Source organism: Enterococcus spodopteracolus (assembly GCF_030441955.1).
Taxonomy (GTDB): Bacteria; Bacillota; Bacilli; order Lactobacillales; family Enterococcaceae; genus Enterococcus_B; species Enterococcus_B spodopteracolus.
In genome coordinates, this window is sequence record NZ_JARJHD010000001.1 from 220,116 (window position 1) to 242,409 (window position 22,294).

The following is a 22,294-nucleotide window of genomic DNA, read 5'->3' on the forward strand; positions in this document are numbered from 1 at the left end:
ACTTGGAGGGAGATCCATGATAAAATGAAGTGTATCAACCAGTCATAGACTGTCTGATTACGACTAAAACAACATTCGAGTAAATCTACACAAAAGTTTCATGAAAAAATAAGAAAAAAATAAGAAATTTATGGTAAAACTAAAGAATACGTGTGAGAAAAATCAACTTTTGCCAAACTGATCAAGACTTCAAGCGGCAACAAGGAAAAGGATGAGAGAATATGCGGAAAGTAGCACCTATATTAAAGCCAATCGCTGTATTGACGATTTCGACGATTGTTGCTACCACAACAGGCATTGTTAATAGTTCTAGCTATCGTGCACCAAGTCGTTCTACAGAGACGACGACGACTTCTACCAATGAAGGAACAGGGCAAACGAATGACACGGTAGAAACAACACCGACGACTGTAGAACAAGACACAACCAATTCTACATACAACCAAAACTCAATACCAGAAAGTTCCGTGGATGAAGGAAATACAGGATATACGACCGATTCGACTAGTCAAAATCAAGGGGACAACAGCGGTTCAAGTACGACGCCAAGTGCCACTACACCAAGCAGTACGACGCCTAATACAACGCCAAGTACTTCTACGCCAAGTGAAGGCAATCTAAATGAAAAAAATGCACCTACAGAGCAATCCGCTGAAACACAGATGTATAATCAACAGGCAGGTGATGAAGAATGACAGTTATATTAGATATCATCAATGGGATACACAAGTTTTTAGGATATTTAGATATCAGTCCTAAATATTTGAACCGAGGCTATACTATATTAAGTGTGATTCCGACCGTTTACCTTTTACGGATTGTTTATGGATTATGGCAAAATCAAAAGTATTTGCAGTTTTTTTTATACGGATTAGGCTTTTTAGTTCTTTTATATTTCACTATTCTAAATGTGTTTTATTACTTTTTTGATAAAAATTCAAAAGCCGATGTGACGCAAATGATCGTAAAATATTTACCTGATGAAGCATTCAATATTGAAGGAGAAACGGTTCGCGGGAACAACGGAAATATCGACAAAGTCAATACAGAAAAAGCCAATGTTCTATTCGATGAAGACTACCAATTGAAACTAGCAGAGAATATGCGTTATTTGATTGAAAAAGGGGAAATCAAGGTCAATGAACTTGGTCGAATGGACGGGTTCTTGATTGATCGAAATACACTTTATCCGTATTATTATGTGAAAAAAATCTCCGACAAAACTTATCAATTAAGTATCGGTCGTAATTATTCCAGCATGGAAAAAGTAGGGACGATCAAGGTCGACTCGCCAGAAGATCATATTGAACCCGTAGGCTTATTCCTTGCAGGCGGTGATTTTGTCAAAGATGGTCTTAGATACCATGAACCCTATCGTTTGAAGTTGATCATCAAGAAAAATCAACCAAAAGAACAAGAAGGTGAAGTGACATACAGTCGAAGCCAACGAAGAAAAAAATCAAAAGTGTAGGATAAATCTTTTCCATCAAGGATTTATTTAGCTCTAATATTAAAGATACATGAAGTTCAAAAAAACATTTCTAAAAAAAAGGATTATTCCCAACACGATCCGACACTTATTCTTTCTTTTAATCGATAAAAAATGTAAAATAAAGAATAGCTAACAAATAAATAAAAAATAACATAAAAATGTTTGGTTAATAGGAGGTATAAAGTGAAAAACTTTTTGAAAAATTGGGGAATCTTGATCGTTGTTTTAGCCGCCATCATTTTGGCAAGAGTCTATGTATTTACACCAGTCACCGTGAGTGGTCATTCCATGGACCCTTCGTTACATGATGGACAACGTTTGATCTCATCTAAAATCTCAGATTTTGACCGCTGGGATATCATTACAACAAAAGAACCTGGGGATGAAGAACGGATGATCGTCAAACGAATCATTGGGATGCCCGGTGATACTGTGAAAATGGAAGATGATCAACTATACATCAATGGGGAAAAGCAAGATGAACCTTACTTAGATGAGTATAAAAAAGAATTTTCAGAAGACAAACTACAAGAGGAATATTCTTATAACTCAGCCTTCCAATCGCAAGCTGAAAATGCTGAAACGTTCACCAGTGATTTTGAATTCACTGTTCCTGAAGGACAATACTTGGTACTGGGCGACAATCGTTTGATCTCAAAAGACAGCCGCATGTTTGGTTTAGTCGATGAAGACTTGATCCAAGGAAAAGTCGTTTTCCGCTATTGGCCGTTGAATAAGATCAATATCATTTAATCGATGATACGTAATGTGATAACGATATAACTCTAAAAAGTAAAGATATACCCTGAAAAAACCTCAACATTCATTTGGAATGTTCGAGGTTTTTTTGTTATATAAACTACATCAACAGGTGATCAATTTAATTTTTTTTATAAAATCACGTTATTTTCAAAGTTTGTTCATAAAGTAAGGTTAAAGTGAAAGACACATAGGTATAAATAACTATTAAAATATATAGGAGTGACAGCATGAAAAAATTTATCTCAATATTAGCTGTATCATCAGGACTGGTTTTATTTTCTGCATGTACCACAAATCCATCAGACCAAGCCGCAGTGACTTATAAAGGTGGAACGATTTCCGAGCAGGAACTAGTCGACCAGCTGAAAAAAATAAATGGTGCCGAATCAGCCGTCCAAAATTTGATTATTTTCCAAATATTTGAAGAAAACTATGGAGATAAAGTTTCTGATGAAGATGTGGAAAAAGAATACAATGATAGCAAAGAAGCACTCGGTGATTCTTTCGATTCGCAATTGAAATTAGCGGGCTATACGACTAAATCCTACAAAGAAGAAATCAAAAAAAGATTAGCTTATAAGGCAGGGTTACGAGCGAATGTCGAATTGACGGACGAGGATCTTAAAACAGCATGGGAAAACTTCCATCCAGAAGTAGAGGCACAATTGATCAAAGTAAGCAGCGAAGATGAAGCCAAGGAAATCAAAAAGTCACTCGATGAAGGAGGCGACTTTGCTAAAATCGCCAAAGAAAAATCGACAGATGAAGCGACAAAAGAAAAGGGCGGAGAAATCACCTTTGACTCGCAATCAACAAGTGTGCCAACAGAAGTCAAACAAGCAGCCTTCAAACTTAAAAATGAGGAAGTTTCTGACGTCATCACAGCGACTAATTCCTCTACGAACGCCACGGAATATTATCTTGTGAAAATGGTCAAACAACAAGAAAAAGGCAATGATATGTCAAAATATAAAAAAGAACTAGAAAAAATAGCAACAGAGACAAAAATAGCAGATCCAACATTCATACAAGAAGCTGTGCGTAATGAGTTGAAAAAAGCAAATGTAAAAATCAAAGATGAAGATTTCAAAAACGTATTAAGTGGCTTGATGACGGAACCGTCGACAAGTGAAAGTTCGACCGATGCTTCAACCGACTCTTCAACAAACACTTCGACAGATAGTTCAAACTAGTTGATCATTGGAAGAACTAAACAAATACGAACTCAATTAAAATAATCAAAAACCCGAGAATAATTTTTTTATTTTCGGGTTTTGCGTATTTATGAAAGTTTTTTTATAGAAAATAGAAAATGCTTATTCTTTGCATGCTATGGCTAAAAACAAAGAAGCATCTTGTTTCATAAACAAGTTTTTTCCGTGATGGAATGTTTCAATTGAAAGTGGTTTAAATCCAGCAAATTCCAATTGTTCTCTTAGCTCCTCGTGGTCAAAACCATTATGGACTTTTGGATGCTGGATGTTTTCGTTCTTATCGAAGTCAACGATATAGAGTTTTCCACTTGGATGAAGGAGTTGCGAAAGTTGTTTTAAAATGACTCTCGTTTCTGGAATATGCAATAAGACTAAAGACAATAAGATGATGTCGGCTTTCTCTGCCGGCAAATTCCTTGTTGCATCCATTTCTACCGTTCGTACATTTGCTTGTTTTGCTTCTTTGATTTTTTTATCAGCCATCGCTAGCATTCCTGCGGCTGAATCTATGAGGATCACTTCTTTAAAACGTGAGGCAAAGGGTAATGTGACAAGACCAGTTCCCCCACCGTAATCGATCAATTTCTGGTCATGAGTCTGTGCAGAAAATTCTTTTTCAACAGCTGAACGAATCGTGGCAGCTAATTGGATTCGTTCGGGGGTATCATAATAGTTCGCCATTTGGTGGAATATTTCGGACATAAGCGCTCTCCTTTATTTTTCATTCGATTATACCAAAAGAAGTGCGGGTAGTTTATTAATTTATAACGAAAATACCAATATTTACACTAGGGAAATCTCGCTTCGAAAATTCTCACTGTAAAAATGATTGAAAATCAAGTATAATACCATAGGAACAAACTGGAAGGTGAATGAGGACATGGCACAACTATTTTTTAAGTACGGCGCAATGAACAGCGGCAAGACAATCGAGATCCTAAAAGTCGCACATAATTATGAAGAACAAAACAAACCGGTTGTTTTGATGACCAGCGGAATCGATACAAGAGATGGCGTTGGCGTAGTTTCAAGCAGAATCGGGCTGAAACGTGAAGCAATTCCCATTTTTGAAACGACCGATGTATTTGAAGTCATCCAGCAGATGGAACACCCACCATTCTGTGTATTGATCGATGAAGCGCAGTTCTTAACAAAAGAACATGTCTTAGCATTCACGAGAATCGTTGATGAACTCAATATTCCGGTGATGGCGTTCGGATTAAAAAATGATTTTAGAAATGAATTATTTGAAGGATCGAAATATTTATTGCTTTATGCAGACAAAATCGAAGAAATGAAAACGATCTGTTGGTTCTGCCATAAAAAAGCAATGATGAATTTACATTATATAGACGGAACACCGGTGTACGAAGGAGATCAAGTCCAGATTGGTGGCAATGAAGCCTATTATCCCGTATGTCGAAAACACTATTTTCATCCATTGATGATCACAGAAGGAGATTAAGCATGTACGACCAATTACAATCAATCGAAGACCGTTACGAAGAGCTTGGGGAACTACTGAGTGACCCAGAAGTGATTTCAGATACGAAACGTTTCATGCAACTTTCAAAAGAAGAAGCAAATACACGTGAAACGGTCGAAGTTTATCGTCGCTACAAGGAAGTTGTTCAAGGGATCAAAGATACAGAAGAATTACTCGGCGAAAAGTTAGACGACGAAATGGCAGAGATGGCTAAAGAAGAATTAGCTGATTTGAAACAAGAAAAAGAAGAACTAGAAGAAAAAATCAAGATTTTGTTACTTCCAAAAGATCCAAACGATGACAAAAACATTATCATGGAGATTCGCGGAGCCGCTGGTGGCGACGAAGCCGCACTATTTGCAGGGGATCTTTTCTCGATGTATCAACGATACGCAGAGAGCCAAGGCTGGAAAACAGAAGTCTTGGAAGCAAGTGTGACAGGGATCGGTGGCTATAAAGAAGTCATCATGATGATCTCAGGTGAAAATGTCTACTCGAAATTAAAATATGAAAGTGGCGCACATCGGGTCCAACGTGTCCCTTCAACAGAATCTCAAGGACGTATCCATACATCAACGGCAACCGTCGTTGTCATGCCTGAAGCAGAAGAAGTAGAGATCGATTTGGCTGACAAGGATATCCGCGTCGATATTTACCACGCTTCTGGAGCCGGTGGACAGCATGTTAATAAGACAGCATCTGCGGTACGTTTGACTCACTTGCCAACTGGAATCGTAGTGGCGATGCAAGATGAACGTTCACAATTGAAAAACCGTGAGAAAGCGATGAAAGTCTTACGTGCGCGCGTCTACGACAAGATCCAACAAGAAGCACAAAGCGAATATGATGCGAATCGTAAATCTGCGGTAGGGACTGGGGATCGTTCAGAGCGTATCCGTACTTATAACTTCCCTCAAAATCGCGTGACGGATCACCGTATTGGCTTGACGATCCAAAAACTGGATCAGATTCTAGCAGGAAAACTAGATGAGATTGTCGACGCATTGATCGTGTACGACCAAACATCTAAGTTGGAAGAGATGCAAAATGGATAAAACCTATCGAGAAGTCCTCACACGGGCTTCTTCTTTTTTAGAAGAACAAGGAGTAGAAGGATATAATATCCAATTTGTCTTTCTTGAACGCAAGCAGTGGACGAAACTGGATTGGCTCATGCGAATGAATGAACCAATCACAGCCGAGGATCAAGCCATGATCGATGCAGATATGCAACGACTAGTGCAACATTATCCACCCCACTATTTATTAGGTTTTGCTGAATTTTTTGATCACCGTTTGAAAGTCACGAAAGCAACCTTGATTCCTCGTCCAGAAACCGAAGAATTAGTCGCACTATGTTTGGCAAAAACAAGCAAAGAAACCTTAAATGTCGTGGATATCGGTACAGGAACTGGGGCAATCGCCATCAGTTTGAAAGCTACTAGAAAAAATTGGCGGGTCTCAGCAATTGATTTATCTTTAGAAGCACTAGCTGTCGCCAAGGAAAATGCAGAACATGAACAAACGACGATCAATTTTTATCATGGTGATACGTTGGAACCTGTCATGGATCAAACCTTTGATGTCATTATTTCTAATCCCCCTTATATCAGTCGAGCAGAATGGTCGGTGATGGATCAGAGTGTACGAACCTACGAACCGAAGATGGCATTGTTTGCTGAAGAAGATGGTTTAGCGATCTATCAGAAAATCGCAAAGGAAGCTTCACAAATATTAGCTAGCGATGGACAACTTTTTTTAGAGATTGGTTTCCAACAAGGAGCAGCTGTCAAAGCAATCATGGAGCAAGCCTTTCCCACAAAAAAAGTACGGATCAAAAAAGATATGGCAGGCAATGATCGGATGATTTTTGTTACCAATTAGTTTGTGGATGAAAAAATTTTTTTCTGTTTTTTTATAATAAAAAAACACTGATTTGATAAGGATGAAAACGAATATTTTAGTTATCAACATACTTATCCACTATTGACAAACTAGTTATCAACAATTTGTGTATAACTGTCTGGGAAAACGGAATAAAACAAGGATTTTAAAAAAAGAGGATGTGGATAGACTGTGGAAACAATGAAATATGATGAAACACAATTAAATGAAGCTGCGAAGGAATTAGCAGTAGGGAATCTAGTGTCTTTTCCAACGGAAACTGTCTATGGATTAGGAGCTAATGCCCTTTTACCGGAGGCTGTCAAACAAGTCTTTACAGTGAAAGGTCGACCACAAGACAACCCATTGATCGTCCATGTCGCCTCCTTCGAACAAGTAAAAGAGTATGTGGACAACTTTCACCCCCTAACAGAACAAATTGTGAAAAACTTTTGGCCAGGACCACTGACTTTGATTTTTCACATCAAAAAAGGCAGTTTACCGGGGATTGTCACTGGTGGTTTATCCACAGCTGCTTTTCGCATGCCAGATAACAAGAAAACATTAGAATTAATCCAATTAGCAGGTGTACCACTTGTAGGGCCAAGTGCCAACACTTCAGGTAAACCGAGTCCAACAACAGCAGACCATGTCTTTCATGATCTAAATGGGAAAATCACAGGGATCATTGATGATGGGGCGACGAGGATCGGTGTAGAATCAACGGTACTGGATTTGAGCGACCCATCTGCACCGCCGATGATCTTACGACCAGGAGCAATCACGAAAGAGCAACTAGAAGCTATCATTAAAAGTCCAGTGGCGACAGACCGCCATTTGGTCAAAGAATCTGAAACACCGAAATCTCCGGGGATGAAATACAAACATTACTCACCTGATACTCGAGTACTGATGGTTGAAAAAACGGATTGGCCAGAGGCGATTATCTGGACAAAAGAGCAAAAACTACGTACCGGTGTTTTAGCTGGACCAACAATAGCTGATCAGGTACGCAAGGATGTCGCAGCTGTGTATATGTATTACGATGATTCAGTAGAGGCAGCAACGAAAGGGTTGTTTGCGGGGTTACGTGGCTTAGATGATGATCGATTAGCTCTTGATCTGATTCTAGTACAAGTTGCACCTGAAGAAGGTCTAGGTATTGCTTATATGAATCGGTTGAAAAAAGCCGCAGGACAAAATTATTATAAAAAATGATCCAGAAGTGATTGCTGCAAAATCATTCTGTGATACAATCTAGGAAACAAACTAAAATAGCTATTTAAGAAATAATGTTCGTATTCTTAGCTAGTAATGTTTGGTCAACATCAAAAAAAGACAAATAAACTGAACAATCATTTGAAATTTAGAGAAGTTGACACATAAATAAATAAGGAGTTGTTGTTTGTGGTAGACTACAAAACGTTTGACCCTGATTTATGGGCAGCAATCGCAAAAGAAGAGGAAAGACAAGAAAACAATCTGGAGCTGATCGCTTCTGAAAACTTTGTCTCTGAAGCTGTGATGGCAGCACAAGGAAGTATTTTAACGAATAAGTACGCTGAAGGGTATCCAGGACATCGCTATTATGGTGGGTGTGAATTTGTGGATATCGTTGAAAATCTGGCGATCGATCGTGCCAAAGAATTATTTGGTGCCAATTTTGTCAATGTTCAACCACACTCTGGATCACAAGCCAATACAGCTGCATATCTTGCGTTAGTTGAACCGGGCGATACGATCTTAGGAATGGATCTTTCTGCTGGCGGACATTTGACACATGGCTCTCCAGTCAATTTTAGTGGAAAAACGTATCACTTTGTTGCTTATGGTGTAGATCCGACAACAGAAGTCATTGATTATAATGTCGTACGCATCTTAGCGAGAAAACATCAACCAAAATTGATCGTAGCAGGAGCAAGTGCTTATGGTCGAACGATCGATTTTGCAAAATTCAGAGAAATCGCGGACGAAGTTGGGGCAAAATTGATGGTCGATATGGCACACATTGCTGGTTTAGTTGCAGCGGGGGTTCATCCAAGCCCAATCCCTTATGCCGATATCACAACAACGACGACTCACAAAACATTACGAGGGCCTCGTGGTGGGATGATCTTAACAAACAATGAAGAATTGGCTAAAAAAATCAATAGCGCAGTTTTCCCAGGCATCCAAGGTGGCCCTTTGGAGCATGTGATTGCCGGAAAAGCTGCTGCATTTAAAGAAGCATTGACTCCTGAATTTAAGGAATATAGCGAACATGTCATTGCCAATGCAAAAGCCATGGCAAAAGTATTCAATCAATCGATTGGTACCCGAGTGATTTCAGGTGCCACAGATAATCATTTGATTTTGATCGATGTACGTGACTTAGAATTGAACGGAAAAGAAGCTGAAGCGATTTTGGACAGTGTTCATATCACCGTCAATAAAAACTCGATTCCCTTTGAAACACTAAGCCCCTTCAAAACAAGCGGTATCCGTATCGGGACACCAGCAATTACGACCCGTGGCTTCCGCGAAGAAGATGCGGCAAAAGTAGCTGAATTGATCGTCAAAGCTTTACAGGCAAAAGATGATGAAGCACAATTAGAAGAAGTGCGTGCAGGCGTCCGTGAATTAACAGAGCAATTTCCATTATATAAAAAATAAACAGTTTATAACTAAGAGTCATCAATAAAAAGGTAAGAGAATCGAAAAAGGTGAGACAATCAGGGATGTAGCTATTTGGTTGTCTCACCTTTTCTCTGATTGTTGAAGTGTTAGATGGCTCTCTGGAAATCTATACAGATAGTGTTGAGCTTCTTTCACAACCTAGATAAACGGTGTTCAAGAAGCAACACTTCGGTCATAAGGCAAAAAAATCAAAAATGAAACAGCCATTTTTAATTTTTCTGCCTTATGCCTTAGTGTTGATCGCTTCTTTCACAACCTCTTTCAATCTGATTTTTTGACTTTTGTCTGGTTGCTCTCTAGTATATGAGGTGTAATTTTATTTGTTGCATTCAACTTAGGGAGGAATCCGTATGACTGATCGAATTTCATTAGAAAAAGAAGCAATTGAGTTTAGTGATGCTAATGCACCGCACCCGCGTATCTATGAATTACCTCCGGAAGAAGGGCGTGATCTTCTAGAAGAAGTTCAAAGTTCTTCTGTGGAAAAATTACCTGTGGATATCGAGGATTTGAAAATGGACACCAATGATTGGGGACAAATCAATGTGCGTTTTATCCGTCCTGAAGGAAATGTAGAAAAATTACCTGTCATATTTTATATACATGGTGCTGGTTGGGTATTTGGAAGTGCCAAGACACATGACAAATTGATTCGAGAATTGGCTGTTCGTACAAATTCGATCGTGATTTTTCCTGAGTATAGTCGTTCGCCAGAAGCAAAATATCCTACTGCAATTGAACAAAACTACGCGATTTTGCAAAAACTTGCGGAGCTTTCTGAGTCGAAAGGCTTGGATCTTGAGAACTTGACAGTCGCTGGGGATTCCGTAGGTGGGAACATGGCAACGGTGATGACGATCCTTACAAAGCAACGTCAAGGATTACCAATCAAAAAACAATTACTATATTATCCTGTAACTAATGCAAATTTCGATACAGATTCTTATAACCAATTTGCAGAGAATTACTTCTTAACAAAAGAAGGGATGCAATGGTTCTGGGATCAGTATACGACAGATGAAAAGAAACGAGCAGAAATCACTGCCTCACCTCTACGTGCAAGTAAAGAAGAATTAACAGGTTTACCGCCTGCAATGATCTTGACAGGTGAAGCAGATGTGTTAAGAGATGAAGGAGAAGCATATGCTAGAGAACTTCGTGAAGCTGGCGTGGAAGTTACGCAAGTACGTTTCCAAGGGATCATCCATGATTTTGTCATGGTAAATACGATGGACCAAACCAATGCGACACGAGCAGCGATGAGTCTTTCGACAGAATGGCTAAAAAACTAGTTGTTTTTTGTCATCTTTTTCCATTAATAAATTAGAAAAATAACAAAAAACGTCTGATTTCCAGGCGTTTTTGTTATTTTTTGCTGATTTTAAAAAGAACATCGCTTTGTTTTTTTATTTCTTTGGTTTTCTTTAGGAAAATGACGGGTTAGACTAGTCAAGTCAGTGATTTTGTTTTACAATTAAAAAGAAACGAGAGAAAAAGGAGACAAAAAAATGGGCAAATTTCAAGTAATCGACCATCCATTGATCCAACACAAATTAACGATTATTCGCGACAAAAATTGTGGTACAAAAGTTTTCCGTGAGGTTGTTGATGAAATCGCTATGCTGATGGCATATGAAGTATCACGTGATATGCCACTTGAAGACATTGTCATCGAAACACCGATCACAGAAACAACACAAAAAACATTGTCTGGTAAAAAAGTAGCCATTATCCCAATCTTGCGCGCAGGTATTGGAATGGTTGACGGAATCTTAGAATTGATCCCAGCAGCTAAAGTCGGCCACATCGGATTATACAGAGATGAAGAAACGTTGGCACCGCACGAGTATTTCGTTAAATTACCGGAAGATATCGACGCACGTCAATTATTCGTCGTTGATCCAATGTTAGCGACAGGTGGCTCAGCGATCATGGCGATCGATGCTCTGAAAGCACGTGGCGCTTCAAACATTAAATTTGTTTGCCTTGTTGCAGCTCCAGAAGGTGTGAAAGCCTTACAAGAAGCACATCCAGATATTGATATCTATACTGCATCATTAGATGAAAAATTAAATGACAAAGGCTATATCGTTCCTGGTCTAGGTGATGCTGGCGACCGTTTGTTTGGCACAAAATAAGAAAATCAAATACAAAAAGATCTGGGTCGTACAAGAGCCCAGATTTTTTTGTACAATCGATTCAACCAAAATAAAAAACCACCCAATTGATGGATGGTAAAAAACTAAAGCTTACTCATATCTTTGTAATTGACAATGACAACGCCTTTACTTTGGGTCATCAAATCGGCATTCTCATTAGTTTCATCAATTGCAACAACAGCAGAGTTTTTCAATTGCTTGGAAATTGTTCCGGTTTGCGTTTTTCCGTGAATCATAAAGGTAACATGTGTATCAGTGGTAAATTTTTCTCCAAATTCTGACGGTTCGACCTTTGTTTCAAATTTTCCAAAAGTTGCCATTTTCATAAAACCTGCCTTTCATCTATAATTATAGCACATTTTTTGAAAAAAATCATGAAAGTAGAAAAATCTTCCATATTACCTCTTTACATTTCTTAACATAAAGACTATAATTTCTCTTGGAAACGCCAGCTTAGCTCAGTTGGTAGAGCAACGCACTCGTAACGCGTAGGTCACAGGTTCGATCCCTGCAGCTGGCATACGATAAAAGCAGTCATATCAAGGTTTTTACGCCTTTGATATGACTGCTTTTTGATTTTGGTGAAAAGAGAATGACTAAAAATGCCTACTTACAATAAATTTATTCCAATTGTTCACTTTGATTAATGAGACACGAAAATAAAACATTTTACTTGCTTTTTTCGAATTATTTAAAACGATCTTTAATCATAGGCCAAAAATTTTTTAATATTCTATTAGTTACCATTTCATAAGCATATAATCGTATTCTATTCATGCGATTCACACTAATTAAGTGGTTATGTTTAACCTACATTTTATTTTTATGTGTTTTTTTTAAGGTTGACACATGTAAGCTTTAAGAATATACTCTAAACGAATTGAATATTTCTTCGGGGCAGGGTGTAATTCCCGACCGACGGTGACGAGTTTACTCGAAGTCCGTGAACCACATTTTTGTGGTTGAGCTAGTGAAAATCTGGCACCGACAGTTAAAGTCTGGATGGGAGAAGAAAAATCGACTGAAGATCGGTTTTATTTGTATTAAAATCGATTATCTTTAGGTTTATTTAGTTATGCCCTGTGATTAAATTCGCAGGGCATTTTTTGTTGAAAGGGGGAATTGATATGCACCAGTCTTTCATGTTAGCTGCGATTGAAGAGGCAAGAAAAGGAAAGGGAAAGACCTTTACCAATCCATTAGTTGGAGCTGCGATTGTTAAAGAAGGAAAGCTACTCTCATTAGGTGCGCATTTACATTATGGCGAGGCTCACGCTGAAGTAAATGCTATTCAAAATTGTGGTTCCCCCGAAGAACTGTTTGATTCAACTTTATATGTTACTTTAGAACCTTGTAACCACCAAGGAAAACAGCCACCTTGTACGCAAGCCATTGTCCAGTCTGGTATCACAACGGTAGTCATAGGCCAACTTGATCCCAATCCTTTAGTAGCAGGAAAAGGCAGAAAATTTTTACAAAAGCATGGAATCAAAGTGATTGTAGGCGTAGAAGAAGAGAAATGTAGAGCATTGAATCCTTTTTATAACCACTTTTTTGAAATGGATCGTCCCTACATCACATTAAAACAAGCCGTTACACTAGATGGGAAAATCTCTATACAGAAAGATTCTAGGTACTCAATAACAGGCTCAGAGGCAATCTCAAGAGTTCGCAAAGAGCGAGGAGAATATCAAGGAATCGTGGTAGGGAGCGAAACCGTTCTAATTGATGATCCTCGTTTGTTACCTGATGTCGAAACTATCTTCCCACCAGTACGCATTGTTTTGGATCGTAGAGGACGGATCCTTAAAAGCCCTAAACTCGATCTTTTTCAAACGACCACAAGTCCGGTCTGGATATTTACGGAAAATCCTAAGCTAGAGGAACTATTTCCCCATGTAACTATTTTTTATACACCTAGGTTTTCTTTTGCATTCTTTATTGAGACCATGAGAAAGAAAGGTATTCAGTCGTTGTATATAGAAGGTGGAGCGAAAATCCATGATGTTTTTTTAGCAGAAAGTCTCTGGGATGAAGTCATCAGTTATATTGCACCCAAACTTTTTGGTGGAAAAAGTCCGATGTCTTTTCATAGTGAACGTTTAGTTTCTAAAGATCAACAATTAGAATTTTTAGAAATTGAACAGCTTGGAGAAGACATTCGAGTTAGGGGGAAACGAAAGCAATGTTCACAGGATTGATCATTGAACAAGGAACAGTCAAAGAAATTCGACGAAATCAACAAATGATCCAACTCACTTTTCAAACTTCCAATAGTGTCCTACGTGATTATAAAATTGGAGATAGTATGGCAGTCAATGGGGTATGTTTAACTGCTATTGAGACTTCAAGTACTTCTTTTAGAGCTGAAATAATGCCTGAAACCTTTAAACGGACCACTTTCTCCACCTTAAAAGTTGGAGATAGGGTAAATTTAGAACGAGCAGTTTCCATGAAGCAACGCTTTGAAGGCCATTTTGTTTCGGGACATATTGATACTGTTACAAGATTGATCAAAAAAATAGAGAATCAAAACACATTAGTTTTGACATTTGCTTACCCAACCAAATATGAAGGTGAAATCATTCCACAAGGATCAATTGCAATTAATGGAGTAAGTTTAACAGTTACGGATACTACAGCAGCAAGCTTTTCAGTTAGTCTGATTCCACATTCCAAATCTTTGACAAATCTGGGGAATTTAGGTGTAGGACATCTTGTGAATATAGAAACGGATATCATTGGAAAATATGTAAAGGCACAGAGAAAAAAATTTGAGAGGTACAAGGAGAAGGACTTACTATGAGTAATATTACTGAAGCAATCAAGACTTTGAAAAAGGGCGGTCTAATCATTGTAGCTGATGATGAAGATAGAGAAGCAGAAGGAGATTTAGTTGGTTTAGCCGAATACGTGACACCTGAGGCAGTTAATTTCATGATCAAATTTGGTCGAGGATTAATATGTGCGCCAATATCTAAGAAGATTGCGCAACACTTATCTTTAGAAGAAATGACAACTCATAATACTGATGCGTTTGGTACAGCTTTTACGATTAGTGTGGATCATAAACACACGAAGACTGGTATTTCAGCATTTGATCGAGCTACTTCCATTAAAGCATTGGCTGATCCTCGTTCGAAATCAAGTGATTTTCTTAGACCAGGACATATTTTTCCTTTAATTAGTGTAGATGGTGGAACGCTTATACGTCGAGGACACACCGAAGCTGCAATTGATTTGGCCAAATTAGCTAATAGTATAGAAGCCGCTTATATTTGTGAGATCCTGAAAGAGGACGGGACGATGGCAAGGATGAAAGATCTGACACGTTTATCTAAAGAATGGCAATTACCCTTGATCACTATTGATGAGTTGGTAAATTTTTTAGAAGAAAGCAGCCATATAACAGTAAATTTACCGACAGATTATGGTGATTTCAAATTGACTATTTATGAAGAGGGAGAAAAGCTGGAGCATTTATTGCTAACAAAAGGAGATATTCAAAATAGTCAGTCTCCTACATTAGTCCGTGTTCATTCAGAATGTTTAACTGGTGATGTCTTTGGTTCTCATCGTTGCGATTGTGGTGAACAGTTACATGAAGCAATGAGAATGATTGCAGAAGAGGGGACTGGAGCTATTCTTTATCTTCGTCAAGAAGGTCGTGGCATTGGATTGAGAAATAAGTTAAAAGCTTATCAATTGCAAGAACAAGGATTTGATACTTATGAAGCAAATATTGAATTGGGCTTTGCTCCGGATGAACGGGATTATCACTTTGCAACAGACATTTTAAAATCAATTGGTACAACTACTATTCGGTTACTTACAAACAATCCCGATAAAGTAACAGAGTTACAAAAAGCTGGAATTACGATTGTAGAAAGAGTACCAATTGAAACCTTCCCACAAAAGGAAAACCAAGCCTATTTAAAAACAAAAAAAGATAAGTTCAATCATTATTTATCATTATAAAAATAAAGGAGTGTAGACATGACGATTTATGAGGGGAATTATTCTACAAAGGATCTTCGAATAGGGATAGTAGTCGCGCGATTTAATGAATTTATCAATCAAAAATTGTTACAAGGAGCGTTGGACAATTTAAAAAGACATGGTGTTAAAGAAGAGCAAATTGATATTTATTGGGTACCGGGAGCTTTTGAAATTCCCTTTATTACCAAAAAACTCAGCGAAAAGGATAGTTATGATGGATTGATTACGTTGGGGACAGTTATCAGAGGTGCAACTACTCATTACGAATTGGTTTCCAATGAGGTAGCCAAAGGAGTCGCACATATTAACCTAGAGTCCAATATTCCAGTGATGTTCGGTGTATTAACCACAGAAACTATTGAGCAAGCAATTGAAAGAGCAGGTACGAAAGCAGGAAATAAAGGTAGTGAAGCTGCTCAAGGGTTAATTGAGATGATTTCTCTTTCACAACAAATTTAAGAATTATTATTTTTAAAAATATGATGATTTTACTGCGGGTATACTAACCTCCAGTTTACTGAATATATTAAAAGCAGTTCTTAATATCAAAAATATCTGTCAGGATAATTCTTGCCAGGTATTTTTGATAAGTAAAAAGGTTACGTAGGTAATAATGATTTCTGTCATAACATATATAAGATTTAAAAGTTCCGTAATGTTACAATATTTTACTCAACACATTTTTCATATTGCTAATATTTCATGATTTCCCTTGGAAGATATGTAATTTGGGTAACGTAATATCTCAGCATCGACGTCGAAAGTTTAAATGTAAGATTATTAAAATCATGATTTTTAAAAATATGTTTAAGTGATAGAAATTCCCACTTTTTCATGAAGCTAATGTGATAAAAAACCATTATAATAATATCAAATATTTTTAAATATGTAAAAAAATATTTGTTTTTTTATATGTATCTAAAATAAGTAAAAATTACCTTGAAAAAACGTTTGTTTTTTATATTAATGTTATATATTTTAGTTCATTTTTAAGAAAACGCTATCAAAAAAATTCTGACACTGTTACACTTTAACTAAATGAGTGAAAGGAAGTGGACAGCAATGGATTTAGTGATTGCAACAGATTATGAAACACTTAGTGAAGTAACAGCAGGGATCGTTTTAGAGAAGATGTTGAAGCATAGAAGAGTGAATTTATCTTTGACAACCGGAAATTCACCTAAGATGGCCTACGAGATTTTGGTTGATAAGCTTAGTAAATTACAGATGGATACATCGATGATCCATTATTATAATTTTGATGAAGTGGCGCTGAAGGATAAGCAGTATGGTTTGACTATGTCAGGACTAAAAAAAGCTCTTTATGATCCGATCGGAGTTGCTGCTGAGAATATTCACGAACTGACTATTGAGAATTATCATGAGGTTGACAAAAAAATTGCTCAAGCAGGTGGCTTGGATTTAGTTTTGATGGGACTTGGTGAGGATGGTCATTTCTGTGGGAATATGCCAGGGTACACCGATTTTAGCAAGGAAACCTATAGTATTCCAGTCATTCCTGGAGATCAGATGTACGAATCGTTGCAAGAACATCTGGGAGAAGAACCTGGGGATTACTTCGTGACATTTGGACCAAAGACGGTCATGGCAGCGAAACAGCTAGTATTGATCGTTAATGGCGAACATAAAGCAGAGATCATCAAACAAGTCATTAAAGGACCGGTAACGGAGGAAATTCCTGCATCCATTTTAATGACTCATCCCAATATCACAGTGATTTTAGATGAAGCAGCTGCAAAATTATTAAAATAAATAGTCATATCAATGGATTGTTTCAAAGAACAACACAGAATCCACGAAAATCATATTACCGATTTTTGTGGATTTTTTTGCATTTCTGAATTTATCCGTAGACTCGTTTTCCATCGTATTCTCCGGTAGAATAGATAAGAAAACAGACCATATCGTTCATTGGCGAAAAACTGCCAGAATAGGAGAAAGAGATGAATCAGTTTTATAAGAGAATCCAATATAAATTTTCTGAATTAAATCAAGTGGAAAAAAATATCTTAGATTATTGTTTGCATCAATCAAGAAAAGTTTCCTCCATGACAGCCGAAGAATTAGCGAGTGAAACATTTACCAGCCAATCGACTATTACTCGAATGGCAAAAAAGCTTGGCTTTAAAGGATTTCAAGAATTTAAGTTTGCCCTTAAAAGTTACCGGTCATTAGAAGAAACGAGTGGTTCTACTGATGTGTCGGATGAATTCAAACCATTGATCAATGAAATCCTTCGTCAGTTTACAGAGACGTTAGAAAAAATCGAGCCGAAACAAATCGATCGCGCAGTCAATATGATTAAAGAAGCACAACGTATTGAACTGTTTGCTGTAGGGCAAAGTATTCCGGTCGCTGTTTCCCTGAATCGAAAATTGCATTTTCTTGGTAAAAATGTGGGGCATTCAACCGATTGGGACGAATTGCTAGCAGTGAGTAAACAACTAGGAGAAGGAGATCTTGCTATTTTTATTAGTCATAGTGGGGAAACATTAGGAATGCTCGATTATGCTAAACGACTAAAGGAGCGAAATGTTCCTCTGCTGTCTTTTATTGGTCAACCGACAAGTTCTTTAGAAGAATTGTCGACGGTCGCATTTATTGCAGAAATGTTGACGATCTATCATCAGAATATTGATTTGAGTCCAAGAGTTTCAATGGATATCTTGTTAGATATTTTGATGATCCATTATGCGAAACAAGTCATTTCTCAGAATGGAGATTCTAATTTATGAATGCCCATTCTACATGGACAAGAAGTATTGCAACCGTCTTTGTTATCGCTTACATTTTAAGGGTAAGAAATAGAGTAAGGGGGAAAAGGGATGCAAAAAGGGAAGAAAGCAAGTTGGATGGAGATTTTTCAAGGGTTAGGCAAAACGTTCATGTTACCAGTCGCACTGTTAGCTTTCATGGGATTGTTCTTAGGGATTGGGAGTGCGTTCTCCGCTGAATCAGCAATTACTGCTTTTCCATTTTTAGGTGCTGCTTGGTTACAGGTGATGTTTCGCTTTATGTCGACGATTGGTGGCTTTGCTTTTAGCTATTTACCTGTGATGTTTGCCATGGCGATTCCTTTAGGCTTAGCACGTAAAGAAAAAGGCGTGGCTGCTTTTTCTGGGTTTGTTGGATATGTAGTGATGCAATTATCGATCAATTTTTATTTGCAAGAAACGAATCAATTGGCAGCAAGTGAACAATTACGTGAAGCTGGTCAAGAAATGGTTTTTGGTATCCAAACATTATCTATGGGTGTTCTGGGAGGGATCATTGTCGGGCTAATCGTTTATCAGCTCCATACGCGATTTTATCAATTCCAATTACCAGATAGTTTTGCCTTCTTTTCAGGGACACGTTTTGTACCCATCATTACTTCAGTAACTTTAGCAATTGTTGGCGTGTTGATTCCGATGGTTTGGCCACTTTTTGCCATGTTGATCACTGGGATCGGAAATTTGATCCAACGCTCTGGGGCATTTGGCCCGTTCTTATTCGGTTCTGGAGAACGACTCTTATTGCCATTTGGCTTACATCATATTTTAGTATCGATGATCCGGTTTACGGAAGCTGGAGGAAGTCAGGTCATCAATGGGCAAGAAGTCTTTGGCGCACTAAATATTTTTTATAATGAATTGCAACAAGGATTGGCGATTTCACCGAGCGCCACTGCTTTTCTTTCACAAGGAAAAATGCCGACATTCATGTTTGGCCTTCCCGCAGCGGCTTTAGCGATGTATCAAACCGCAAAGCCAGAGAATCGTGCAAAAATCAAAGGATTATTGATTTCAGGTGTGATTGCGACTTTTGTAACAGGGATCACAGAACCAATCGAATTTCTCTTCTTATTTGTCAGTCCTCTCTTATGGGGATTCCATGTGTTGATGACTGGTGCCGGATTTATGGTCATGAGTTTGTTGGGCGTAACAATCGGGAACACCGATGGCGGTATCTTAGATTTTATTATTTTCGGGGTCATGCAAGGGACTTATACTAAATGGTGGTTGGTTTTACTTGTGGGGGCTTGTTGGTTTGGTATCTATTACTTTACATTTAAAACGGTGATTTTACGCAAAAACTTAAAGACCCCTGGACGTGAAGAAATGACTGCTGAGACAGAATATACAGACGAAGAAGTAACATATAAAGGAAAAGGCACAGTTGATGCACGAGGAATCTTGGTTGCTTTAGGTGGTGCTGAAAATATCACTGCTTTAGATAATTGCATCACCCGTCTAAGGTTAGTGGTGAATGACGGATCGATCGTTGATGATGACCGACTGAAAAAGTTAGGTGCATTAGGCGTGGTTCATTTGGATGATACGAATGTACAAGTCATTATAGGAACAAAAGTGACGACTGTTAGAAATCAACTGGACGACATCTTGTCGTTCTGAAATCGGGAGAGTGTAGAAGATGTCTTTCAATGAACAAATCGATCGTAAAGGGACGTATTGTACGCAATGGGATTATATTGAAGACCGCTTCGGTAAAAATGATCTCTTGCCATTTACGATTTCTGATACAGATTTTAAAGTACCAACAGGCGTCGAAGCTGCGCTCCAAGAAAGGTTAAGACATCCCATTTTTGGCTATACTCGTTGGAATCACACAGATTTCAAATCAGCAGTCACTCACTGGTACAAAGAACGTTTTGGACACCAGATCGACGAGGACTGGTTGGTTTACAGTCCTTCCGTCATCTATAGCATCAAGCAACTGATTTGTTTATTAAGCGAATCGGGAGAAGGTGTGATTATCCAAACGCCTGCTTATGATGCCTTTTATAAACTGATTTCTGGGAATGGCCGCAAACTGGTAAGCAATGAATTGATTTATCAAGAAGGTGCCTATAAATTGGATTTTGAGGACTTGAGGCGCCAATTTGAGCAACCGGAGAATAAAATTTTGTTATTGTGTAGTCCCCACAATCCAACAGGTAGAGTGTGGACCAAAAAAGAATTAGTGAACATCATCGAGCTTGCCCAAAAAAACGAGGTGTTCATTATTTCGGATGAGATCCACATGGATATTCTCAGAAAGGGACAACACCATCAACCACTGACAGAATTGATTCAAAAAAATGTCGCAGTCGTCACCTCTGGAAGTAAAACCTTTAATTTTCCTGGGTTGATTTTTTCTTACGGATTGATCCCAGATCCATCTTTACGTCAACGATTTTTGCATCAGATGAAAGAAGCTGATGGACTCAGCTCAACGAGTATTTTTGGATTAGTTGCGACGATTTCAGCGTATGAAAAAGAAAGCAACTGGGTCAGTGAACTCAATCGGTACATTGATGATAATATTGCTTTTGTCACTGCGTACCTCAACCAACATCATCCAGAAATCCTCGTGACCAAAAGCGAAGCCACCTACTTGATGTGGCTCGATTGTGCCCGACTCCCATTCACTATGGAAGAACTTCAGCAACGAATGATCGAACGAGGCAAGGTTGCGATCATGTCAGGCGAAGTATATGGGAAAGCTAGTCACAATTTTTTGCGATTGAACGTGGGATGCCCACGTAAGAAATTGGAAGAAGGATTGCGGCGATTGACGGAGAGTTTGGGGTAAGAGAGAGAAAGTATTTATAAATAGATCACCTATCATTTTATTTAAAACAAGCGCCAAAGGACAACTACTTCTTGTATCTTGTCCTTTGGCGCTTATTATTTCAAGAACCTTTCTTATCAAATGATTTGATATAGATAGGAATCACCTATTTATTGTTAATTAGACTTAAAGTCTTCAGGAAGTTGATCGAACGTAACGGAAGAAACGTTTAAATAGTCTTTTTCAATCCCATTGTTCGTAAAAATCATCCCTAGTAATACGCCAGTTTTGTCATCAATATTTAGTTTAAAGTGATTAGCCTGATATCTGACTTGATTGGCGTCTGATAAGCTACCTTCTAAAACTACTGTATTTCGTCCAGCTATTTTTCCAGTATCTGTAAGTTCATAAATAGCTTCATCCTCTAATAAGTTAATTGCTAAATCGGAAGGTAATGCAACTATTTTTGCATTGCTATAATAATTTGCATCTGGTCTTGCCTTGTACAATTTTTCTCCATCCTCACCAATTTTTATACTATCGGCTAATGTCATAGAATGATTACTAGATGCTCCTTCTAATCTAACAAAGGAAGTATATGCCTAAGCTTTTATCGTTTGAATCAAAATTTTCCGTTTCAATATTGCCGTTGTCGTAAAAAAGAAAACTTCGATTATTTGTTGAATAAGTAGTATCGATTTTCGTGAGATGATTGTCAGGCAGATTAACAGCTGATAGATGAATTGATTCGATTAATTCTCCTGCTTTTTTAGTTGCTAAAAAATGAATCTCGATACTGTGATAATAATCAATAGCATTGATCATTCGATAGACTGCTTCTTGTTTTGTTGTGATTTCATCTTCTATTTGTACAGTTGGTATTTCAATTGTTGTTTGTTTTTCTTCTTCTGGAGAAGTCGTGATTACTCTACTCTCAGACTTAACTTGTACATCTGTTTGTTGATTAGCTAAGACAGCATAAGTAGAGCTTGCCAAGATTGTTGTCAACGTTAAACCAATAATAACTCCTCTTATTTGTTTTTCCATA

23 protein-coding genes, 1 tRNA gene and 1 riboswitch are annotated in these 22,294 nt (G+C 37.9%); of the genes, 20 read left to right on the top strand and 4 right to left on the bottom strand.

The features are described from left to right. Nucleotides 1–221 precede the first annotated feature (221 nt). From P3R27_RS01000 to P3R27_RS01015, 4 genes are all read left to right on the top strand, one after another. Nucleotides 222–695, top strand: coding sequence for a hypothetical protein (locus P3R27_RS01000; RefSeq protein ID WP_034686904.1), 474 nt, complete (start codon nt 222–224; stop codon nt 693–695). Continuing rightward, the gene (locus tag P3R27_RS01005) at nt 692–1,471 is read left to right on the top strand and encodes a DUF6681 family protein (RefSeq protein WP_034686903.1); all 780 of its coding nucleotides are present in this window, start codon (nt 692–694) and stop codon (nt 1,469–1,471) included. The genes P3R27_RS01000 and P3R27_RS01005 overlap by 4 nt, the downstream gene beginning before the upstream one ends. Nucleotides 1,472–1,675: 204 nt before the next feature. Then, entirely contained in the window at nt 1,676–2,245 is a 570-nt protein-coding gene (lepB, locus tag P3R27_RS01010) for a signal peptidase I (RefSeq protein WP_010736630.1), read from the top strand. A 236-nt stretch (nt 2,246–2,481) separates the two neighbouring features. Next, nucleotides 2,482–3,447 carry a peptidylprolyl isomerase gene (locus tag P3R27_RS01015; protein WP_034686901.1) on the top strand — a complete coding sequence of 322 codons (966 nt, stop codon included), beginning with the start codon at nt 2,482–2,484 and terminating at the stop codon, nt 3,445–3,447. A 123-nt stretch (nt 3,448–3,570) separates the two neighbouring features. Here the strand turns inward: P3R27_RS01015 and P3R27_RS01020 are convergent, their stop codons facing one another. Continuing rightward, the gene (locus P3R27_RS01020; protein WP_034686899.1) at nt 3,571–4,170 is read right to left on the bottom strand and encodes a class I SAM-dependent methyltransferase; all 600 of its coding nucleotides are present in this window, start codon (nt 4,168–4,170) and stop codon (nt 3,571–3,573) included. A 178-nt stretch (nt 4,171–4,348) separates the two neighbouring features. On the opposite strand from P3R27_RS01020, the gene P3R27_RS01025 reads away from it, so the two are divergent. The 7 genes from P3R27_RS01025 (at nt 4,349) to upp (ending at nt 11,652) form a co-directional block, all read left to right on the top strand. Then, nucleotides 4,349–4,933, top strand: a complete 585-nt coding sequence (locus P3R27_RS01025; RefSeq protein ID WP_010736627.1) for a thymidine kinase — start codon at nt 4,349–4,351, stop codon at nt 4,931–4,933. A 2-nt stretch (nt 4,934–4,935) separates the two neighbouring features. Beyond that, complete coding sequence (gene prfA / locus P3R27_RS01030; RefSeq protein ID WP_034686898.1) at nt 4,936–6,009, top strand: peptide chain release factor 1; 1,074 nt, start codon at nt 4,936–4,938, stop codon at nt 6,007–6,009. Next, entirely contained in the window at nt 6,002–6,838 is an 837-nt protein-coding gene (prmC, locus tag P3R27_RS01035) for a peptide chain release factor N(5)-glutamine methyltransferase (RefSeq protein ID WP_034686897.1), read from the top strand. Before prfA ends, prmC begins: the two co-directional genes overlap by 8 nt. Nucleotides 6,839–7,030: 192 nt before the next feature. Continuing rightward, on the top strand, nt 7,031–8,056 hold the full coding sequence (locus P3R27_RS01040) for an L-threonylcarbamoyladenylate synthase (protein WP_034686896.1): 1,026 nt from the start codon (nt 7,031–7,033) through the stop codon (nt 8,054–8,056). Nucleotides 8,057–8,245: 189 nt separating this feature from the next. Continuing rightward, complete coding sequence (glyA, locus tag P3R27_RS01045; RefSeq protein ID WP_126134321.1) at nt 8,246–9,490, top strand: serine hydroxymethyltransferase; 1,245 nt, start codon at nt 8,246–8,248, stop codon at nt 9,488–9,490. 374 nt (nt 9,491–9,864) lie between these two features. Continuing rightward, nucleotides 9,865–10,806, top strand: coding sequence for an alpha/beta hydrolase (locus P3R27_RS01050; protein ID WP_034686891.1), 942 nt, complete (start codon nt 9,865–9,867; stop codon nt 10,804–10,806). A gap of 216 nt (nt 10,807–11,022) precedes the next feature. Next, nucleotides 11,023–11,652: a uracil phosphoribosyltransferase gene (upp, locus tag P3R27_RS01055; protein WP_010736621.1), complete on the top strand. Its 630-nt coding sequence runs from the start codon at nt 11,023–11,025 to the stop codon at nt 11,650–11,652. Nucleotides 11,653–11,756: 104 nt separating this feature from the next. On the opposite strand, the gene P3R27_RS01060 is transcribed toward upp, so the two are convergent. Continuing rightward, on the bottom strand, nt 11,757–11,999 hold the full coding sequence (locus P3R27_RS01060; RefSeq protein ID WP_034686887.1) for a hypothetical protein: 243 nt from the start codon (nt 11,997–11,999) through the stop codon (nt 11,757–11,759). A gap of 121 nt (nt 12,000–12,120) precedes the next feature. Between P3R27_RS01060 and P3R27_RS01065 the strand changes: the two genes are divergently transcribed. The 9 genes from P3R27_RS01065 to P3R27_RS01105 all read left to right on the top strand — a co-directional run bounded on the left by P3R27_RS01065 (nt 12,121) and on the right by P3R27_RS01105 (nt 21,267). Next, nucleotides 12,121–12,193, top strand: a tRNA-Thr gene (locus tag P3R27_RS01065). Nucleotides 12,194–12,557: 364 nt separating this feature from the next. Beyond that, nucleotides 12,558–12,691: riboswitch (FMN riboswitch) on the top strand. Between the two features lie 109 nt (nt 12,692–12,800). After that, nucleotides 12,801–13,874, top strand: coding sequence for a bifunctional diaminohydroxyphosphoribosylaminopyrimidine deaminase/5-amino-6-(5-phosphoribosylamino)uracil reductase RibD (gene ribD / locus P3R27_RS01070; protein ID WP_034686885.1), 1,074 nt, complete (start codon nt 12,801–12,803; stop codon nt 13,872–13,874). Further along, nucleotides 13,859–14,479 carry a riboflavin synthase gene (gene ribE / locus P3R27_RS01075; protein WP_034686884.1) on the top strand — a complete coding sequence of 207 codons (621 nt, stop codon included), beginning with the start codon at nt 13,859–13,861 and terminating at the stop codon, nt 14,477–14,479. The genes ribD and ribE overlap by 16 nt, the downstream gene beginning before the upstream one ends. Continuing rightward, entirely contained in the window at nt 14,476–15,651 is a 1,176-nt protein-coding gene (gene ribA, locus P3R27_RS01080; protein ID WP_284592107.1) for a GTP cyclohydrolase II, read from the top strand. The genes ribE and ribA overlap by 4 nt, the downstream gene beginning before the upstream one ends. 18 nt (nt 15,652–15,669) lie before the next feature. Further along, on the top strand, nt 15,670–16,131 hold the full coding sequence (ribH, locus tag P3R27_RS01085) for a 6,7-dimethyl-8-ribityllumazine synthase (protein WP_034686878.1): 462 nt from the start codon (nt 15,670–15,672) through the stop codon (nt 16,129–16,131). Between the two features lie 603 nt (nt 16,132–16,734). Then, nucleotides 16,735–17,445, top strand: coding sequence for a glucosamine-6-phosphate deaminase (locus P3R27_RS01090; RefSeq protein WP_034686875.1), 711 nt, complete (start codon nt 16,735–16,737; stop codon nt 17,443–17,445). A 191-nt stretch (nt 17,446–17,636) separates the two neighbouring features. Next, nucleotides 17,637–18,428, top strand: a complete 792-nt coding sequence (locus P3R27_RS01095; RefSeq protein WP_010734608.1) for a MurR/RpiR family transcriptional regulator — start codon at nt 17,637–17,639, stop codon at nt 18,426–18,428. Between the two features lie 90 nt (nt 18,429–18,518). Next, nucleotides 18,519–20,087, top strand: coding sequence for a maltose/glucose-specific PTS transporter subunit IIBC (malX, locus tag P3R27_RS01100; protein ID WP_126134320.1), 1,569 nt, complete (start codon nt 18,519–18,521; stop codon nt 20,085–20,087). Nucleotides 20,088–20,106: 19 nt separating this feature from the next. Then, nucleotides 20,107–21,267: a MalY/PatB family protein gene (locus P3R27_RS01105; protein WP_126134319.1), complete on the top strand. Its 1,161-nt coding sequence runs from the start codon at nt 20,107–20,109 to the stop codon at nt 21,265–21,267. A 155-nt stretch (nt 21,268–21,422) separates the two neighbouring features. Here the strand turns inward: P3R27_RS01105 and P3R27_RS01110 are convergent, their stop codons facing one another. Together P3R27_RS01110 and P3R27_RS01115 are read right to left on the bottom strand one after the other, a co-directional pair. After that, nucleotides 21,423–21,800 carry a hypothetical protein gene (locus tag P3R27_RS01110; protein ID WP_126134318.1) on the bottom strand — a complete coding sequence of 126 codons (378 nt, stop codon included), beginning with the start codon at nt 21,798–21,800 and terminating at the stop codon, nt 21,423–21,425. A 28-nt stretch (nt 21,801–21,828) separates the two neighbouring features. Continuing rightward, nucleotides 21,829–22,293: a hypothetical protein gene (locus tag P3R27_RS01115; RefSeq protein WP_126134317.1), complete on the bottom strand. Its 465-nt coding sequence runs from the start codon at nt 22,291–22,293 to the stop codon at nt 21,829–21,831. Nucleotide 22,294: the final 1 nt, after the last annotated feature.

Coding starts and splice junctions, on each gene's coding strand:
- P3R27_RS01000 (WP_034686904.1), top strand. CDS start 222: ATGCGGAAAGTAGCACCTATATTAAAGCCAATCGCTGTATTGACGATT.
- P3R27_RS01005 (WP_034686903.1), top strand. CDS start 692: ATGACAGTTATATTAGATATCATCAATGGGATACACAAGTTTTTAGGA.
- P3R27_RS01015 (WP_034686901.1), top strand. CDS start 2,482: ATGAAAAAATTTATCTCAATATTAGCTGTATCATCAGGACTGGTTTTA.
- P3R27_RS01020 (WP_034686899.1), bottom strand. CDS start 4,170: ATGTCCGAAATATTCCACCAAATGGCGAACTATTATGATACCCCCGAA.
- P3R27_RS01025 (WP_010736627.1), top strand. CDS start 4,349: ATGGCACAACTATTTTTTAAGTACGGCGCAATGAACAGCGGCAAGACA.
- prfA (WP_034686898.1), top strand. CDS start 4,936: ATGTACGACCAATTACAATCAATCGAAGACCGTTACGAAGAGCTTGGG.
- prmC (WP_034686897.1), top strand. CDS start 6,002: ATGGATAAAACCTATCGAGAAGTCCTCACACGGGCTTCTTCTTTTTTA.
- P3R27_RS01050 (WP_034686891.1), top strand. CDS start 9,865: ATGACTGATCGAATTTCATTAGAAAAAGAAGCAATTGAGTTTAGTGAT.
- upp (WP_010736621.1), top strand. CDS start 11,023: ATGGGCAAATTTCAAGTAATCGACCATCCATTGATCCAACACAAATTA.
- P3R27_RS01060 (WP_034686887.1), bottom strand. CDS start 11,999: ATGAAAATGGCAACTTTTGGAAAATTTGAAACAAAGGTCGAACCGTCA.
- ribD (WP_034686885.1), top strand. CDS start 12,801: ATGCACCAGTCTTTCATGTTAGCTGCGATTGAAGAGGCAAGAAAAGGA.
- ribE (WP_034686884.1), top strand. CDS start 13,859: ATGTTCACAGGATTGATCATTGAACAAGGAACAGTCAAAGAAATTCGA.
- ribA (WP_284592107.1), top strand. CDS start 14,476: ATGAGTAATATTACTGAAGCAATCAAGACTTTGAAAAAGGGCGGTCTA.
- ribH (WP_034686878.1), top strand. CDS start 15,670: ATGACGATTTATGAGGGGAATTATTCTACAAAGGATCTTCGAATAGGG.
- P3R27_RS01090 (WP_034686875.1), top strand. CDS start 16,735: ATGGATTTAGTGATTGCAACAGATTATGAAACACTTAGTGAAGTAACA.
- P3R27_RS01095 (WP_010734608.1), top strand. CDS start 17,637: ATGAATCAGTTTTATAAGAGAATCCAATATAAATTTTCTGAATTAAAT.
- malX (WP_126134320.1), top strand. CDS start 18,519: ATGCAAAAAGGGAAGAAAGCAAGTTGGATGGAGATTTTTCAAGGGTTA.
- P3R27_RS01105 (WP_126134319.1), top strand. CDS start 20,107: ATGTCTTTCAATGAACAAATCGATCGTAAAGGGACGTATTGTACGCAA.
- P3R27_RS01110 (WP_126134318.1), bottom strand. CDS start 21,800: ATGACATTAGCCGATAGTATAAAAATTGGTGAGGATGGAGAAAAATTG.
- P3R27_RS01115 (WP_126134317.1), bottom strand. CDS start 22,293: ATGGAAAAACAAATAAGAGGAGTTATTATTGGTTTAACGTTGACAACA.